Genomic DNA, 17,518 nt, shown 5'->3' with positions numbered 1-17,518 from the left:
CATGAACCTGTTGCCCATTCCTGCTTTTTCCGACAACTACATCTGGCTGCTGCATGACGCCGGGCAGGCCCTGGTCGTCGATCCCGGCGATGCAGCGCCCGTGCTCGCCACGTTGCACCGGCTGGGCCTGCAGCTGCAGGGCATTTTAGTCACCCACCACCATGCCGATCATGTCGGTGGCGTGGCCCAGCTGCACCAGACCACGGGCGCCCAGGTCTGGGGTCCTGCCTACGAGCAGTTGCCCGAACCCGTTCAGCGCGTGCAGGGAGGCGATGCCGTGCAGGCACTGGGCGGCCCCTGGCAGGTCATCGATGTACCAGGCCATACCAGCGGCCACATTGCCTTCTACAGCACGGCGGCACAGGCACAGCCCGTGCTGTTTTGCGGCGACACGCTGTTTTCCGGGGGATGCGGCCGCCTGTTCGAGGGCACTGCGCAGCAGATGCAGCAATCGCTGGACGATCTGGCCTCGCTGCCGGGCAATACACTGGTGTGCTGCGCACATGAGTACACAATGTCCAACCTGCGCTTTGCCCAGGCCGTGGAACCAAACAACGAAACCCTGGCTCACTACCAGCGGCATTGTCAGGCGTTGCGCGAGGCCGGTCGGCCCACGCTGCCATCCCTGATGGAGACCGAGCGCTCCATCAATCCCTTTCTGAGAACGCGCGAATCCGCGGTGGCCGCGGCCGCCGCAGGCTTCGACGCACAGGTGAGACAGCAGGACCCTGCCAGCGTGCTGGCCGGCCTGCGCCAATGGAAAAACGTCTTCTGATGAAACTGCTACACACCCTGCTGCTGGGCAGCCTGCTGGTTCTTGCCGGCTGCGCCACCACCAGCGGCCCGGACTTGGCCGGCACGACGGATACCTCCCCCAGCCCCGCACCCCACTCCCCCATGTATCCCAAAGGGCCGCTGAGCCCGCTGGGCACAGGCAGTGCCAGCAACGGCGACGTGGCCTCGCTGGAGACCACGGGCGATCTGTGGGTACGCATCCGCCAGGGCTTTGCCATGCCCGACCTGGACCAGGATCTGGTCAAGGACCGCGAGCAGTGGTACGCCAGCCGTCCCGACTACATACAGCGCATGACCGAGCGCTCCAGCAAATACCTGTTCCACATCGTCGAGGAACTGGAGCGGCGCAACATGCCCACCGAGCTGGCGCTGCTGCCCTATATCGAGAGTGCCTTCAACCCGCAGGCCGTCTCCACCGCCAAGGCGGCCGGCATGTGGCAGTTCATGCCGGCCACCGGCACCTATTTCGACCTCAAGCAGAACGCCTTCCGCGACGACCGCCGCGACGTGCTGGCCTCCACGCGCGCCGCGCTGGACTACCTGCAAAAGCTCTATGACATGTTCGGCGACTGGCATCTGGCCCTGGCCGCGTACAACTGGGGCGAAGGCAGCGTGGGCCGCGCCATCAAGCGTAACGAGAAGCTGGGGCTGCCCACGGGCTACACCGACCTGCAGATGCCGGCCGAGACCCGCATGTACGTGCCCAAGCTGCAGGCCGTCAAGAACATCGTGGCCAACCCCGATGCGTTCAACACCGAGCTGCCGGTGATCGAAAACCACCCCTACTTCCAGACCGTCACCATCACCCGCGACATCGACGTGGAACTGGTGGCCAAGCTGGCCGACGTATCGACCGAGGACTTCAAGGCGCTGAATCCCAGCTTTCGCAAGCCGGTGATCTTTGCGGCCGGCACGCCGGAGATCCTGCTGCCCTGGGACAACGCCAAGGTGTTTCGCCGCAACATGCAGGCCTTCGACGAAGGCCAGTACGCGAGCTGGACCGTCTGGACCGTGCCCTCCACCATCAGCGTGGCCGAGGCGGCCCAGCGCGTGGGCCTGGGCGAGTCCGACCTGCGCGCCCTCAACAACATTCCGCCGCGCATGCTGATCAAGGCCGGCTCCGCGCTCATGGTGCCGCGCGGCGCCAACGTGCGTGCCGACGTGGCCGGCCACGTGGCCGACAACGGCCAGATCAGCTTTGCCCCCGAGATCATCACGCGCCGCACCACCATCAAGGCACGCAAGCGCGACACGCTGATCAGCGTGGCCAACCGCTACGGCGTCAGCGTGTCCAACCTGGCGGACTGGAATGACCTGAAGTCCTCGGCCACGCTGCATGCAGGCCAGTCGCTGGTGGCCTATCTGCCGGTACGCGCCAGCAGCGGCGGCAACGCCCGCGCAGCCAAGTCCACGGGAACCGCACGCAAGGTGGCCGTTCAGCCGCAAAGCCGCAACGCCAAGACGGCCGTCACCACGGCACAGCGCGGCGGCAAGCCATCCAAGGTGAAAAAGCGCTGAGGAATCCCTCTGGCACCCGCGTCACGGAGCCCGCTTTCGCGGGCTTTTTTGCGTGCGGCCGCCGGGCTCAGGTGTGAAAGCGCTGGCGGGACTGGCGCACGAATTCGTTGGTGTACGAGCGCTCCAGGTCAATGCCGCCGCGCGCCAGCGCAGGGTCGAGCCGGACCAGCGCACGCAGGGCCGTGGCGGGCCCGTCATCGGGCATCATCCCATCGGGCGAAATCGTGGTGCGCATGTGCTCGAAGGCCGACAGATAGGCGCGCCGGGAGCCCAGCAGATAGGGCGCAGGCACGGCCCGCAGCACGTCCATGGGCGCGGCAGTCTGCAGCCACTTGAGCGAGCGCACCATGGCGTTGCTGAGCGCCTGCGCCTTGGCCGGGTTCCTGCGCAAGAAGGCCTGTGTCGCATACAGCGTGCCCGAGGGCATGGAGCCGCCGTACAACTGCGCGCTGCTGCGCAGATCACGCAGGTCCCGCACGATGCGCACGGCGCCCTTGTCCTCCAGCACGCTCATCAGCGGGTCCGCATGGCACAGCGCATGCACACGCCCGGTGCGCAGCGCCTCCATGGCATCGGGCCCCGAGCCCACGCCCACCAGTTGCACCGCAGCGGGATCCAGGCCATCGCCCAGCAGCATCAGCTGCATGGCCCGGGCCGTGGATGCGCCCAGCGAGGAAACACCCACGCGCCGCCCGCGCAGATCGGCCAGCGTCTGGTAGCGCGGCATCCAGCGCGCAGCCACGCCCAGCGCGATCTGGGGTGCACGCCCCTGCACGACGAAGGCCCGCAGCTGGCTGCCGCGCTGCTGGGCAAGAAGCGTGTGTTCATAGGCGCCCGCGCAGACATCGGCGGCGCCCGACTCCAGGGCCTGCAGCGACTGCGATCCGCCTGGATAGTCCTCAATGCGCACGGCCAGGCCTTCGGCCTCGAAATAACCCAGCTGCTGCGCAATCACCAGCGGCAGGTAGTACAGCAGGCCCTGGCCGCCCACGGCAATCGTCAGCAGCTCGGCCGAGCCGAGCACAGGGAGCGACCAAAGAGGAGCCAGCCCCAGAAGGCTCAACAAAGTTCGGCGATCAAGCACGTGGGAAGACATGATGGTTATTTTGCTGCAGTGCAACACGATCATGCCCAGAGCCCGCATACGCAGCATCGGTGCTTGCCCGTACGTGAAACACCGCAGGGCCTGTGGTGCAGGCCCTGCGCGGGACGAGGGCGCCGGATGCGGCCGCAGGCCTCAGCGGTAGCCTGCGAAAAACAGCAGCAGATTCACCACCAGGGCCAGGGCCCAGGCCAGACTGCGCAGCGTGGCGCGGTCCATCACATAGAAGGCGATGTAGGCGATGCGCAACACCACGAAGGCCACGGCAAGGCCATCGACCCGCGCCGCTGGCGCGCCCAGTTGCCAGGCAACCAGCAAGGCGCCAATGAAGAACGGCAGGCACTCGAAACTGTTGGCCTGCGCCGCATTCGCCCGCGCCTGGTAGCCGGTCTGCTGGGCGAGCCAGGCGCGGGGGTCGTGGTTGTCGAAGCCGCGCTGCCCCGGCCGGTGCTTCATTCCGGGCGCCTTGGCGATGTAGGCGCAGGCCAGCGGCAGCAGGGCCACCACCAGCAGGCACCAATGGGCAAGGGAAAAACCGCCGGGCGGCAGGACGACAGAGGTCGGCATACGGGCTCCTGATGAAAAGACAAGGAATGCTGGCCGCCTCCACCACTACCGGCGATCCACCAGCGCATGGGCGATCGTACCCAGGTCCACGTACTCGAGTTCGCTGCCGATGGGCACGCCGCGCGCCAGCCGCGTCACATGGATGCCGCGCGCTTTCAGCGCCTCGCTGATCGCATGGGCCGTTGCCTCGCCCTCGGCCGTGAAACTGGTGGCCAGGATCACCTCCTGCACCTTGCCGTCGCCGGCGCGCTCCAGCAGGGATGACAGATTCAGGTCGCGCGGACCTATGCCGTCGAGCGGCGACAGCCGCCCCATCAGCACGTAGTAGTAGCCGTTGTAGGCCCCCGTGCGTTCCATGGCCCCCATGTCGGCAGGCGCCTCCACCACGCACAGCCGGGCCGAGTCGCGCCCTTCGTCCTGGCAGATGGAGCAGATGCGGCCTTCGGTGAAGGTATGGCAGCGCTCGCAATGGCTTACCGACTCCACGGCCGTGGTCAGGGCACGGGCCAGCTGCCGCGCGCCGTCCTGGTCGCGCTGCAGCAGGTGAAAGGCCATGCGCTGCGCAGACTTGATGCCCACGCCCGGGAGCCTGCGCAGGGCTTCGATCAGACCATCGAGCGATTGCACATCCGACATGGCGGCTTCCTTTCAATGAAGAAGATTCTCAGAAAAAAAGCGACCTGCAAGGGCAGATCGCTCGATGGCCGCTCAACGCAATTGAGTGGCTGGGGAAACCGTCACGGCCTCTCCTGGCTGTTCGGCACAACCTCTCGGGGCCAGCCTCAGAAAGGGAACTTCATGCCGCCCGGCAGGCCGGGCATGCCGGCCGTGAGCTTGCCCATCTTTTCGTTGGAGGTTTCTTCTGCCTTGCGCACGGCAGCGTTGAAGGCGGCAGCCACCAGGTCTTCCAGCATGTCCTTGTCTTCGGCCAGCAGGCTGGGGTCGATGGTGATGCGCTTGACGTCGTGCTTGCAGGTCATGACCACCTTCACCAGGCCCGCGCCGGACTCGCCTTCCACCTCGATGTTGCCCAGTTCATCCTGGGCCTTCTTGAGGTTGTCCTGCATGGCCTGGGCTTGCTTCATCAGGCCGGCCAGTTGTCCTTTGTTGAACATGTGAGTTCCTTCTTCTGTAGGGTAAAAACGAAACGCTCTAGAGCGTGTCAGGGCTGAATGGATACGGGCTTGATACTGCCAGGCACGATTTTCGCGCCATGGCTGCGGATCAGGGTCTGCACCAAAGAATGATTCATCACGATGTCTTCGGCAATGCGCTGGCGCTCATGGCTGGCCACCGCATTGCGCCGCGCGGGGCTGTCCACCACGGCGCCCTGCTCGACATGCAGTTGCCGGGCCAGGCCGGCAGCCTCCAGCGCCGCACGCAGGCGCTCGCGCGTGGCGGGCTGGGCCAGCGAGCTGCTTTCCACACGCAGCGTCCAAGTATCGCCCTCGCGCGCCACCAGCTGCGACTGCAGCGCCAGCTGGCGCGCCAGCGCAGTGACGGCCTCGGCCTGCACCAGTTGCTGGACGGCAGCGTGCCAGACATCGCCCTCGGCCGTGCGCTCCACGGTCGGCGCGGGAGGCGCATCCGGGGACTGGCGGCCACGTTCGGGAGCGAAATCCTGCACATCGATCTGAGTGTCGATCTGCGGTTCGGACTGCCGTGCCACGGCAGCGGCAGGCGGCTCCAGGGCCAGATCTCCGTCATCGCTCCAGCGGCCTTCGTCGGCCCAGCCCTCATCGGGCATCCCGGCCCAGGCACCCTCGTCCGGCGCATCGGCATCCTGCGCCTGCGGCGCCTCATCGGCAGAAGAGTCTGCGTCTTCCTGCACATCGTCCACGGGCTCATCCACAGGCTCGTCCAGGGGCTCTTGGGCGACACCGGCGGCCGGCTTCACCTCTGGAGCAGCGGAAGGCCTGGCCTCTTGGACAGGCGCAAGCACAGGTTCCGGCCTGGCAACTGCGGCCACGGCCACGGGCGCCTGAACAGGCGCTGGAGCCGCAACGGCTTGCACCACGGGAGCGACCACGGCGGGCGCAGCGGTCACGGGAGATGCGACAGGCGCGACAGGAGCAGGAGGCGCGACCGGGACGGGCATGGCCGCCTTGGCTGGGACAGCGGGGGCCTCGGGCACAGCGGGCTGTGCAGGCCGCGTCTGCGCAACGGGCGCGGGAGATTCAGGCTTCGCCGTGGAGGGGGTCAGCGCTGGAGTTTTTTTTTCAGCCGCGCCCGGGGCGGGCTCTGCAGATTGCGGCTTGAACGCCAGCAGCCGCAGCAGCGCCATGGTCAGCGCCGCATACTCATCGGGCGCCAGGCCCAGTTCGGCCCGGCCGTGCAGGCAGATGCTGTAGAGCAACTGGGTTTCATCACGCGGCATCAGCAGCGCAAGACGGGCAATTTCAGCAGCCTCCGGATCGCTGGCGTCGGCGGCCATCTGTGGCACAGCCTGCGCCACAGCCATGCGTTGCAGCACGGCGCACATCTCCTCCAGCGTGGAGGCTGCAGACAGGCCATTGCGGCGCAGCGCCTCGGAGGTTTCCACCACCACCTGGCCATCGGCCTGGGCGAGTGCCTCGATCAGGCGGAACACATGGCTGCGGTCCACGCTGCCCAGCATCTGGCGCACCATGGACTCCTGCAGCTGGCCGCTGCCAAAGGCAATGGCCTGGTCGGTCAGCGACAGCGCATCGCGCATGGAGCCGCGCGCGGCGCGAGACAGCAGGCGCAGGGCCTGGGGTTCGGAAGCCACGCCTTCCTGGCCGAGCACCTGGCCCAGATGCTCCAGCACGGTTTCGGGCGCCATGGGCCGCAGGTTGAACTGCAGGCAGCGGCTGAGCACGGTCACGGGCACCTTCTGCGGATCGGTGGTGGCCAGCACGAACTTCAGGTATTCGGGTGGCTCTTCCAGCGTCTTGAGCATGGCGTTGAAGGCCGTGTTCGTGAGCATGTGCACTTCGTCGATCATGAAGACCTTGAAGCGTCCCTGCACCGGCTTGTAGACGGCCTGCTCCAGCAGGCTTTGCACCTCGTCCACCCCGCGGTTGGAGGCGGCGTCCAGCTCGGTGTAATCGGGAAAGCGGCCGCTGTCGATTTCGGTACAGGCCGCACAGACGCCGCAGGGCGTTGCCGTGATGCCGCCCTGGCCATCGGCGCCCTGGCAGTTGAGCGACTTGGCCAGAATGCGCGAGACCGTGGTCTTGCCCACGCCGCGCGTGCCGGTGAACAGATAGGCATGGTGCAGGCGCTGCTGCGTCAGGGCATTGGTGAGCGCCTGAACGACATGCTCCTGCCCCACCATTTCGGAGAAATTGCGGGGGCGGTATTTGCGGGCCAGCACAAGATAAGACATCCCGCGATTCTACGGGGCTGAGCACCCTCGCCCGGTGCGCCCCGGGTTTGGCCGGCCTTGTCGCCCGGGCAGCCCGGTGTTTGCCCCTATAATCGAGAGTGACGGGCCTCCTCGCATGGGGAAGCGGCCAACCGGGTCAGGTGGGGAACCAAGCAGCCCTAACCGTGAAACCAGTGCCGAGGGCAAGGCTCGTCACCTTCCATTGAACAGCAGGCCCTGCGGGCGCCTGCCCCGTCCACGCCCGCAGCGGCCCTTCTCTCCTCAACGCGTCTCGCCATCCACCTTCAGATAGCGGGCAACGCCCTGTGCCGCGTGCACGCCGCTGGCCATGCATGCCGTCAACAGGTAGCCACCCGTGGGAGCCTCCCAGTCCAGCATTTCGCCGGCACAGAAAACGCCAGGCGCAGCCACGCACATGCCATTGGCATCCAACGCCTGCAGCCGCACGCCACCTGCGGTGCTGATGGCCTCGTCGATGGGCCGGGCCGCCACCAAGGTGATGGGCAGGGCCTTGATGGCCTGGGCCAGCCGCGCGGGATCGGCCACGCCGTCCTTGCCCAGCACCTCATGCAGCACGGCGGCCTTGATGCCGTCCAGGCCCAGGCGCCCCTTCAGATGGCTGGCCAGGCTGCGTGAGCCACGCGGATGGCGCACCTCCGCCAGCACGCGCTCGGGTGTCAACTGGGGCAGCAGGTCGAGATGGACGGTGGCATGCCCGTCGCGCGCAATGGCTTCGCGCAGCGCGGCAGAGACGGCATAGACCAGGCTGCCCTCCACGCCCGTGGTCGTGGCCACGAATTCGCCCTTGCGCGAGAAAACGTTGCCCTGGCCATCATCAAAGGACAGCGCCACCGACTTGAAAGGCTGGCCGGCAAAGCGCTCGGTGAAATAGGGGCTCCAGCCGCGCGCAGGCTGGGGGCTAGCCCCCAGCAGCTCGGCCATGAATTCCCTGCGATCGATCTGCCCGCCCGGCGCCGCACCGCCCAGGCCCACATCGAACCCGCAGTTGGAGGGCTTCAACGCAGCGACTTCCACGCCGCGCTGCTCCAGCCAGGGCATCCAGGCGCCATCCGAGCCCAGCCGCGCCCAGCTGCCGCCGCCCAGCGCCAGCACCACGGCCTTCGCGTGCACCTGCAGCCGCCCTTCGGGGGTATCAAAGCCCAGCGCATCGCCATCCCGCCACCCCAGCCAGCGGTGGCGCGTGTGCAGGACCACGCCCTGGGTCTGCAGACGCACCAGCCAGGCACGCAGCAAGGGCGCAGCCTTCATGTCCTTGGGGAATACGCGGCCCGAACTGCCCACAAAGGTTTCCACGCCCAGCTCGCCGGCCCAGGCGCGCAGCTGATCCGGGGGCAGCAGCTCCAGCCAGCGCGAGACCTCGGCACTGCGCTCGCCATAGCGGGAGACAAAGGCGGGCAGGTTTTCGGAATGGGTCAGGTTGAGCCCGCCCTTGCCGGCCATGAGGAACTTGCGTCCTGCGGAGGACTTGGCCTCGAACACATGGACAGTCAGCCCCTTGCCGGCCAGCCCTTCGGCCGCCATCAGGCCCGCAGGCCCCGCGCCGATCACCGCCACATCGCAGTCCATCGTGCGCGCCGCCGCGCTGTGTTCAAAAGCATCCATCACATCAGTTCCCATTCCAAGCTCGCATTCAACTTTGCGCTGCCGGCAGACTCATATGCCTGCAGCGCGGGCGCGCAGAATACCCTGCCGCAGGCCGGCCTGCGCGCAGGCGCCACTAATTCCCGATGACCCCGCAACCCTGCTGCCGCCCCGTAAACAGCTATGACAGTCATAGCATCCAGCTACCGCCCATACGGTGCAGCAGGTGATAGGTTTCTGTCACAATCATTTCGCGGTGCGGATTTTCCTGCGCCTTCCTCATTGCGAAAAATCAAGGACATCACCCATGGCCAGCGAACTGATCAAACACATCTCCGACGCAAGCTTTGAAGCTGACGTCTTGCAACCCGGCTCCACGGTGCTGGTCGATTACTGGGCCGAATGGTGCGGTCCCTGCAAGATGATCGCCCCCATCCTCGACGAAGCAGCCCAGACCTACAAGGACAAGCTGTCCATCGCCAAGATGAATGTGGACGAGAACCGCGAGATCCCGGCCAAGTTCGGCATCCGCGGCATCCCCACGCTGATGCTGTTCAAGGACGGCCAGCTGGCTGCCACCAAGGTCGGCGCCCTCAACAAGGCACAGCTGTCTGCTTTCCTGGACCAGCACCTGGCCTGATTCTCCTGGCTGCCCCCTACACCGGGGCAGCCAAACATGCGGCCCGGCGCTGACCGCTGCACCGCATCGCACTGGCGCACAAACCCTGCGCCAGCGCAAATTTCCCTATGACCTGCGGATTTTTTCCTGTCATAATGCCCTTCATCACCGGCCTTATGCATCGAAGGCCGCGCTGAGACCCTCAGGCAAGCCAGCCCACTTCCACAGTGTTTCGCTTGGCTCAACGCCTCCCCCTGGTTTCTTTCCACTCCGTTCTGGAGTCTCTCCATGCACCTTAATGAACTCAAGGCACTGCACGTGTCTGAAGTCCTGAAGCAGGCCGAAGCGCTTGAGATCGAAAACGTCGGTCGCATGCGCAAGCAAGAGTTGATGTTCGCCATCATCAAAAAGCGCGCCAAGGCCGGGGAACAAGTGTTCGCCGACGGCGTGCTGGAAATCCTGCCGGATGGTTTCGGCTTCCTGCGCAGCCCCGACACCAGCTACACGGCCAGCACCGACGACATCTACATCTCGCCCAGCCAGGTCCGCCGCTTCAACCTGCACACCGGCGACATGATTGAAGGCGAAGTGCGCACGCCCAAGGATGGCGAGCGCTACTTTGCCCTGACCAAGCTCGACTCCGTCAATGGCGGCTCGCCCGAGCAGAACAAGCACAAGGTGCTGTTCGAGAATCTGACCCCCCTGTTCCCCACCCAGCAGCTGCGCCTGGAGCGCGAGATCAAGGGCGAGGAGAACATCACCGGCCGCATCATCGACATCATCGCCCCCATCGGCCGCGGCCAGCGCGCGCTGATCGTCGCGCCGCCCAAGAGCGGCAAGACCATGATGATGCAGAGCATCGCCCACGCCATCACGGCCAACCATCCCGACGTTCACCTGATGGTGCTGCTGGTCGATGAGCGCCCCGAGGAAGTGACCGAGATGCAGCGTTCGGTCAAGGGCGAGATCATCGCCTCCACCTTCGACGAGCCCGCCACGCGCCACGTGCACGTGGCCGAGATGGTGATCGAGCGCGCCAAGCGCCTGGTCGAACTCAAGAAGGACGTGGTCATCTTGCTGGACTCCATCACCCGCCTGGCCCGCGCCTACAACAACGTCGTGCCCTCGTCGGGCAAGGTCCTGTCGGGCGGCGTGGACTCCAACGCGCTGCAGCGCCCCAAGCGCTTCTTCGGCGCGGCGCGCAATGTGGAAGAAGGCGGCTCGCTGACCATCATCGCCACGGCCCTGGTCGATACCGGCAGCCGCATGGACGAAGTGATCTTCGAAGAGTTCAAGGGCACGGGCAACAGCGAACTGGCCCTGAACCGCCGCCTCTACGAAAAGCGCGTGTTTCCCGCCATCGAACTCAACAAGAGCGGCACGCGCCGCGAAGAACTGCTGCTGGCTCCCGAGATCCTGCAGAAGACGCGCATCCTGCGCCAGTTCATGTACAACATGGACGAGATCGAGGCCATGGAGCTGATGATCAAGAACATGCGGGCCACCAAGACCAACGTGGACTTCTTCGACATGATGCGCCGCGGCGGCTGATCTCAGAGATCCAGCCCACGGCACCTCTGCGAACGCCTCGCTCACGCGGGGCGTTTTGCATTCAGCTCACCATGCAGCGGCAGCCGTACCCAGGGCGCAAGCCGCACGCTCCCAGTGCATGGGGGCGCCCGCCACCTCCACCGGCGCCCGCAGGCGCCGCGCGGGCCCCCAGGAAGTGGCCTCGACGGCCGCGCCGAAATCCGCACAACGGTCCACCGGCGCCAGCGTGCAGGAGTCCGGATCACCGACGCCCTGGCCCGCCAGGAGATGGGCCGTGCGCGCCAGCGAGGCTTGCACCGTGCTGCCGCCCAGCCCCTGGCTGCGCCGCACCAGCGCCATCACCACGGCGGCCGCCATCAGATAACCCGTTGCATGATCCAACGCCTGCAGCGGCAACGGCGTGGGCCGGTCGCGACCCAGCTGACGCATGCCCGCATCGGCAATGCCGGCGCTCATCTGCACCAGACTGTCGAAACCGCGCCGCTGCTGCCAGGGCCCGCTCCAGCCATAGGCATTGAGCGACACGTCGATGAGCGAAGGATTCACCTGCCGACGCCACGCGGCACCGAATCCCAGGCCTTCCAGCGCGCCGTCCCGGTAGCCATGGACCAGCACATCGGCCCCGGCCAGCAGTTGCTCGAACACGGCACGATGCTGTGGCGCCCGCAGATCCAGCCGGGCACAGCGCTTGCCCAGCGTGACCTCGGGCACCGTGCCGGGCTCCTCCCAGCCCGGCGGATCGATGCGCAATACCTCGGCGCCGTGACCCGCCAGCCATCGCGTGGCAGCGGGGCCGGCCAGAATGCGCGTCAGGTCCAGCACGCGCAGCCCCTGCAGCGGCCGCCTGGCCGATGGCTGCCAGGCACCCGCATGCCGGCTCGATTGCGGATGCGGATGTGGATGCATCTGCCACGCCAGCAAGGGCTCCCGCTGCACTGCGCGACCCTGCGGGTGCGCGGCCCATTCAGACAGCCCGCGCATGGCTGCGGCACAGCCGCCTTGCGCCACAACGGCCGACTCCAGTTCTTGTGCTGCCCAGCGCTCGACCGCGGCAGCCACGGCCTCGCGTTCGGCGGGCGCATCCAGAACGGCCAGTGCCGCTGCACGGTGATGGGGCGCATTGGTATGCAGGCGAATCCAGCCGTCCGCCGTGCGGTAGTCGCCGGCCACGGAATCCCACAGCGCGGGCATCTCCCAGCCCTGCGGATGCAGGCTATGGCCAAACCACAAGGAGGCAAGCCTGCGATCCACCACCACACGCGGCGCTGCAGCGTCGAGCTGCGCGATCAACTCGGATAGGCAAAGGCCTGCCACGCCCAGGCTGGCGGCCGCCAGATCGGAGACCGGGAACACGGAGGCCAAGGAGCCACGACCTCGCTGCTCCAGACGTTGGAGCGCCGCCGGATCACCATCCAGCGCCTCCCAGATCTGGCCGGTGCAATGGTCGAAAGCGCAGGGAAAAGGGAGACGGGACATGGAGCACTCCTGGCAGCTGAAACAAGGCTTGGAGCTCGCACCATAGGTTCCTGGTAAATATTGTCAATATTGATTCAATTAATCAACATATGATCGCCCCATGCCCGACTACCTGAACTCCACCGAGGCCACCGCGCTGCTGGGCGTGAGCCGTGCCACGCTGTACGCCTATGTCAGCCGAGGCCTGCTGCAGGCCCACGCGGCAGACACGCCGCGCCAAAGCCGCTACCTGCGCGAAGAGGTCGAGCAGCTCGCACGCCAGCGCGGCCTGGGCCGCAAGCCGCGCGAAGTGGCGCAGGCCGCGCTCAGCTGGGGCCTGCCGGTGCTGGAGTCCACGATCACATTGATAGAAAAGGGCCGCCTGTACTACCGGGGCGAGGACGCCGTTCACTGGGCGCGAACCCGCACGCTGGAGGAGACAGCCGCCCTTTTGTGGCAATGCCCGACCCAGGCAGCCTTCGCTGCAAACGCCGTGGAGGCCGCGCCTTTGCTGTCCGACCTGCAGCAGCGCATGGCAGGCCAACCGTGCGAAAACACATTGCTGCCCCTGTTCACCGTCGCCAGCGATGACACGGCCACCGCTGCCTGGCAACAATCACCCGAACGGCTGGCGGCAGGCTGCGGTGCGCTGTTGCGCCTGCTGGCTGCCTGCCTGCTGGGCACCGTGCCGGACAAGGCCGCCATCCATCTGCAATGCGCACGGGCCTGGAAGCTGGATGCGCCAGGCGCGGACCTCGTGCGCATGGCCCTGGTGCTGTGCGCCGACCATGAACTCAACGCATCAGGCTTCACGGCGCGCTGCGTGGCCTCCACGGGCGCAAGCCTGCGCGCTGCCGTGGTGGGAGGCCTTGCCGCCTTGACAGGCGGGCGCCACGGTGGCACGACCGCGCGCGTGGAAGCGCTGTGGGACGAGGTGGGCGAGCAGCAGATCGCCACCCGCCTGCGCCAGCGTCTGGCGCGCGGCGAATCCCTGCCCGGCTTCGGCCACCACCTCTACCCTGATGGCGACGTGCGTGCCGCCCTGCTGCTTGACATGCTGCCGGCGCATGGCCCGGCAACGATGCTGGCCAAGGAGGTGATGGCGCTGACGGGGCAGGCGCCTTCGGTCGATTTCGCGCTGGTGGCCCTGCGACGGCATCTGCAGCTGCCGCCGGGCAGCGCCTTCGGCCTGTTCGCGCTGGGCCGCTGCGCCGGCTGGCTGGCGCAGGCGCTGGAGCAGCGTGCCACCCGGCAAATCATCCGTCCGCGCGCGGCGTACACGGGCCCCAGGCCTGCGGGTTTGGCACGGAACTGAGCACTATGCGATAATGCAGGGCTTTTTCTTGCGGAAAGTACGCTTGATTTGAACCGCTACAAAGGTTGCAGCGGGTCAGGCACGGCTACCGCACTTGCATCAGAAGGAAAGATCATGAAAGAAGGCATCCACCCCAACTACCGCGAAGTGCTGTTCGTGGACCTGTCCAACGGCTTCAAGTTCGTGACCCGCTCCTGCGTGAACACGAAGGAAACCGAAACCTTCGAAGGCAAGGACTACCCCCTGTTCAAGCTGGACACCTCGTCCGAGTCGCACCCCTTCTACACCGGCACGCAAAAGTCGGTGGACAACATGGGCGGCCGTGTGGAGCGCTTCCGCAACCGTTTCGGCAAGAAGTAAATCCTGCTTCTCCGGCCAGAAGGGCAGCACGGGCAACCGCGCTGCCCTTTTGTTTTTCGCAGTCCGGCCAATCCATGCCGGCCAGGCATGCCCCATTCTTTTCGAGGCCCTTGCTTCGCGTATTCTTGCGCCCTCCGTTGCAGAAAGTCCTGTGAGTGAACCAGCCCACCCCTGCCATCGTTGCCCAAAGCGCCGTGCGCCGCCTGCCGCGCTGGTCGCTGCTGCTGCTGTGCCTGGCCTATGTCGTGCCCGGATATGTGGGGCGCAGCCCCTGGCGCATGGCCGACATGGAGGCCTTCGGCTACATGCGGGAGCTGGCCCTGGGCCATACCTCCTGGCTGGCACCGCGCATGGCGGGGCTGCTGCCCGAATCCGAAGGCCTGCTCTCGTACTGGCTCGGTGCGCTGGCCATGCAGGGAGCACCTTCCTGGCTGCACCCGGAGATGGCGGCACGCCTGCCCTTCATCGCCATGCTGGTGATCACGCTGGCGGCCACTTGGTGGGGCGTGTACTACCTGGCGCGCACACCGGGCGCACGCCCCGTGGCCTTTGCCTTTGGCGGTGAGGCCCAGCCTACCGACTATGCGCGCGCCATGGCCGACGGAGGGTTGCTGGCCCTGGTGGCCTGCCTGGGCCTGGCCCAGCTCTCCCACGAAACCACCAGCTACATGACCCAGCTGGGCTGCGCGGCCCTGCTGTTCTTTGCCGCCGCCGCCATGCCCTACCACGGCCGCACGGCCACGCTGGCATTGCTGCTGGGCCTGCCCGGCCTGGCACTGAGCGGTGCGCCGACCGTGGCCACGCTGTTCGGCCTGGGCGGTACCTCCATGGCTTTCTTCTCGCGCACCTGGGGCGACGAAGCCACGCCCGCCCCACGCGCATCACGCCTGTGGACCGTGCTGTGGCTGGCGGTGACGATCTTGGCGGCCGCACTGTCCTGGTGGCTGGACCAGTGGGCCTGGCGCGTGGTGGACAGCGGCACTGCCAAGGAATGGCAAAGCCTGGTCAGGCTGCTGCTGTGGTTCAGCTGGCCCGCCTGGCCGCTGGCACTGTGGACGCTGTGGGTCTGGCGTCGCCAGATCGCCACGCCCCGGCGCTATCCCCATCTGGCGCTGCCGCTGTGGTTTGCCATCATTCCGGTGATCGCTTCGTTGAGCACGCTGCCAGCAGACCGCGCCCTGCTGCTGGGCCTGCCCGCCATCGCCACGCTGGCGGCCTTTGCCCTGCCCACGCTGCGCCGCAGCATCAGCGCCCTGATCGACTGGTTCACCCTGCTGTTCTTCAGCGCCGCGGCCATTGCCATCTGGGTGATCTGGCTTTCGCTGCAGACCGGCATTCCCGCCAAGCCCGCCGCCAATGTGGCAAGGCTGGCCCCGCAGTTCACGCCGGAATTCTCGGTGCTGTCCTTCGCCGTGGCGGTGGCCGCCACCCTGGCCTGGTGTGTGCTCGTGGCCTGGCGCACCTCGCGCAACCGTGCGGCCATCTGGAAGAGCCTGGTGCTGCCCGCCAGTGGCGCCACGCTGGCCTGGCTGCTGCTGATGACGCTGTGGCTGCCGCTGATGGACCATGCGCGCAGCTTCGAGCCACAGATGCGCCTGGTACTGGCCGAACTGCCCAGGGACGGCAGCTGCGTTCAAACCTATGGCCTGCCGCGCGCCCACATTGCCGCGCTGCGCTACTACGGTGACATCGATACCCAGCGCCTGAGCATGGCCGGTGCCGCGCGCTGCGACTGGATGGTGGCCGAGGAAGAAACCTGGCTGGATCCTCACAGCGCACGTCTGCAGGCCACCTGGGAGACCGTGGCCCGCGTGGTACGCCCCACCGACCGCAAGGACTTCCTTCTGGTCTTGAAACGCAGGCCTGAGACGAGGCCCGTCCAGGTCAAGCCATGAACCTGCCAGCGCACGCCCCCCTGAGCGCTGAGCGACGCACCATTGCCCAGCATGCCTTGACCGTGCTGGCCGGGCAGCTGGCCGTGATGGCCTTCGGCGTGACCGACACCATCGTGGCGGGCCGCTATTCAGAAGAGGCGCTGGCGGCGCTGTCCGTGGGATCGGCCATCTTCGTGAGCGTCTACGTCTCGCTGATGGGCATTTTCCAGGCCCTGCTGCCGCTGTGGGCCGAGCACCGCGGCGCCGGACAGCCCCAGGCCATAGGCCGCACGCTGCGGCAGGCCATGTACATGCTGCTGGCGGCCTGCGCCGTGGGCATGGGCGTGCTGCTGTTTCCCGATGCACTGCTGCGCTGGGCCGATGTTCCGCTGCCGCTGCAGGTGCAGGTGCGGGCCTATCTCTCGGTGCTGGCCTGGAGCCTGCCGGCCGCCCTGCTGTTTCGCATCTACAGCACGCTCAACCAGGCGCTGGGCCACCCCTTGCTGGTGACCTGGCTGCAGCTGGTGTCGCTGCTGATCAAGATCCCTTTGTCCATCTGGCTGGCCTTTGGCGGAGCCGGCCTGCCGGCCTTGGGCGCCGAAGGCTGCGCCTGGGCCACGCTGATCGTGAACTACGCCATGGTCGCGCTGGCCTTGTCTTTGATGCGCAGCCAACGCCTGTACGCACCGCTGGCGCTGTGGCAACGCATGGAGCCGCCGGACTGGCCGCAGCTGGCGCAGTTCGCGCGCCTGGGCATTCCTGCGGGACTGGCGATTCTGGTGGAGGTGACATCGTTCACGCTGATGGCCTTGTTCGTGGCGCGCCAGGGCACGCTGGCCTCGGCCAGCCACCAGATCGCCGCCAACCTTGCGGCGCTGTGCTACATGGTGCCTCTGTCACTGGCCATCGCCACCAGCGCACGGGTCAGCTACTGGCGCGGCGCCGGCGACGAGGTCACGGCGCGGCGCCTGGTCGCCATGGGCTGGCGATTGGCGGCAATGGGCGGGTTGGTGCTGGCCTGTGCACTGTTCCTTTCCCGCGAGGGCCTGGCCCGCATCTACAGCGGCAACCCCGAGGTGGTTGCCATCACCGCCAGCCTGCTGGCCTGGGTGGCTGCCTACCATGTGGCGGACGCCATCCAGACTTTCTGCATCTTCGTGCTGCGCTGCTACCGCATCACCGTGGCGCCGCTGGTCATCTATTGCCTGCTGCTATGGGGTGGCGGTCTGGCCGGCGGGTACTGGCTGGCCTATGGCACGGACAGCGTCCTGCCCGCCTGGCTGCACCCGGGCACGCCCGCCCCGTTCTGGGCCGGCAGCGCCTGTGCGCTGCTGGTGACCGCCGTGGTGTTCAGCGCGGTCGTACGCAAGGCCACAAACCGCTGAGCGGGTAGCGGCCATCCGTCAGAGCG

At 66.9% G+C, this 17,518-nt stretch carries 15 protein-coding genes and 1 other RNA gene; 9 read left to right on the top strand and 7 right to left on the bottom strand.

What is annotated here, in order from left to right:
* Position 1 precedes the first annotated feature (1 nt).
* A complete protein-coding gene (gene gloB / locus ACF8LI_RS07555; RefSeq protein WP_047326767.1) occupies positions 2-775 on the top strand; it encodes a hydroxyacylglutathione hydrolase in 774 nt (257 codons plus the stop codon).
* Positions 775-2,313 carry a transglycosylase SLT domain-containing protein gene (locus ACF8LI_RS07550; RefSeq protein ID WP_070080956.1) on the top strand — a complete coding sequence of 513 codons (1,539 nt, stop codon included), beginning with the start codon at positions 775-777 and terminating at the stop codon, positions 2,311-2,313. The genes gloB and ACF8LI_RS07550 overlap by 1 nt, the downstream gene beginning before the upstream one ends.
* Before the next feature lie 67 nt (positions 2,314-2,380).
* Here ACF8LI_RS07550 and ACF8LI_RS07545 read toward each other — a convergent pair whose 3' ends face one another.
* The 5 genes from ACF8LI_RS07545 to dnaX form a co-directional block, all read right to left on the bottom strand.
* Complete coding sequence (locus ACF8LI_RS07545) at positions 2,381-3,466, bottom strand: ABC transporter substrate-binding protein (RefSeq protein ID WP_016447445.1); 1,086 nt, start codon at positions 3,464-3,466, stop codon at positions 2,381-2,383.
* Between the two features lie 84 nt (positions 3,467-3,550).
* Positions 3,551-3,982, bottom strand: coding sequence for an MAPEG family protein (locus tag ACF8LI_RS07540; RefSeq protein ID WP_046239288.1), 432 nt, complete (start codon positions 3,980-3,982; stop codon positions 3,551-3,553).
* A 45-nt stretch (positions 3,983-4,027) separates the two neighbouring features.
* On the bottom strand, positions 4,028-4,618 hold the full coding sequence (gene recR, locus ACF8LI_RS07535) for a recombination mediator RecR (protein ID WP_016451347.1): 591 nt from the start codon (positions 4,616-4,618) through the stop codon (positions 4,028-4,030).
* A 146-nt stretch (positions 4,619-4,764) separates the two neighbouring features.
* A complete protein-coding gene (locus tag ACF8LI_RS07530; protein ID WP_012206701.1) occupies positions 4,765-5,097 on the bottom strand; it encodes a YbaB/EbfC family nucleoid-associated protein in 333 nt (110 codons plus the stop codon).
* Between the two features lie 47 nt (positions 5,098-5,144).
* The gene (gene dnaX, locus ACF8LI_RS07525; protein WP_046984516.1) at positions 5,145-7,331 is read right to left on the bottom strand and encodes a DNA polymerase III subunit gamma/tau; all 2,187 of its coding nucleotides are present in this window, start codon (positions 7,329-7,331) and stop codon (positions 5,145-5,147) included.
* 100 nt (positions 7,332-7,431) lie between these two features.
* On the opposite strand from dnaX, the gene ffs reads away from it, so the two are divergent.
* Positions 7,432-7,528: signal recognition particle sRNA small type (ffs, locus tag ACF8LI_RS07520), an RNA gene on the top strand.
* Positions 7,529-7,592: 64 nt separating this feature from the next.
* Here the strand turns inward: ffs and ACF8LI_RS07515 are convergent.
* Positions 7,593-8,969 carry a TIGR03862 family flavoprotein gene (locus ACF8LI_RS07515; RefSeq protein ID WP_160851911.1) on the bottom strand — a complete coding sequence of 459 codons (1,377 nt, stop codon included), beginning with the start codon at positions 8,967-8,969 and terminating at the stop codon, positions 7,593-7,595.
* A gap of 271 nt (positions 8,970-9,240) precedes the next feature.
* On the opposite strand from ACF8LI_RS07515, the gene trxA reads away from it, so the two are divergent.
* Complete coding sequence (gene trxA / locus ACF8LI_RS07510) at positions 9,241-9,573, top strand: thioredoxin TrxA (protein WP_016447450.1); 333 nt, start codon at positions 9,241-9,243, stop codon at positions 9,571-9,573.
* Positions 9,574-9,840: 267 nt separating this feature from the next.
* A complete protein-coding gene (gene rho / locus ACF8LI_RS07505) occupies positions 9,841-11,103 on the top strand; it encodes a transcription termination factor Rho (RefSeq protein WP_016447451.1) in 1,263 nt (420 codons plus the stop codon).
* 66 nt (positions 11,104-11,169) lie between these two features.
* Here rho and ACF8LI_RS07500 read toward each other — a convergent pair whose 3' ends face one another.
* Positions 11,170-12,579: a CoA transferase gene (locus tag ACF8LI_RS07500; protein WP_252652162.1), complete on the bottom strand. Its 1,410-nt coding sequence runs from the start codon at positions 12,577-12,579 to the stop codon at positions 11,170-11,172.
* Between the two features lie 100 nt (positions 12,580-12,679).
* Here ACF8LI_RS07500 and ACF8LI_RS07495 point away from each other — a divergent pair, with 100 nt between their 5' ends.
* The 4 genes from ACF8LI_RS07495 to ACF8LI_RS07480 all read left to right on the top strand — a co-directional run bounded on the left by ACF8LI_RS07495 (position 12,680) and on the right by ACF8LI_RS07480 (position 17,492).
* Entirely contained in the window at positions 12,680-13,873 is a 1,194-nt protein-coding gene (locus ACF8LI_RS07495; protein ID WP_133073613.1) for a citrate synthase family protein, read from the top strand.
* Between the two features lie 114 nt (positions 13,874-13,987).
* Entirely contained in the window at positions 13,988-14,233 is a 246-nt protein-coding gene (locus ACF8LI_RS07490; RefSeq protein ID WP_012206708.1) for a type B 50S ribosomal protein L31, read from the top strand.
* Positions 14,234-14,388: 155 nt separating this feature from the next.
* Positions 14,389-16,128, top strand: coding sequence for a hypothetical protein (locus tag ACF8LI_RS07485; RefSeq protein ID WP_209802390.1), 1,740 nt, complete (start codon positions 14,389-14,391; stop codon positions 16,126-16,128).
* Positions 16,125-17,492, top strand: coding sequence for an MATE family efflux transporter (locus tag ACF8LI_RS07480; RefSeq protein ID WP_151019255.1), 1,368 nt, complete (start codon positions 16,125-16,127; stop codon positions 17,490-17,492). The genes ACF8LI_RS07485 and ACF8LI_RS07480 overlap by 4 nt, the downstream gene beginning before the upstream one ends.
* Positions 17,493-17,518: the final 26 nt, after the last annotated feature.

It is taken from the genome of Delftia sp. WSY_12, assembly GCF_043104645.1.
GTDB classification, from domain to species: domain Bacteria; phylum Pseudomonadota; class Gammaproteobacteria; order Burkholderiales; family Burkholderiaceae_C; genus Comamonas; species Comamonas tsuruhatensis.
Note: the sequence above shows the minus strand (reverse complement) of the source record. Positions and strands in the feature narration are given on the sequence as shown.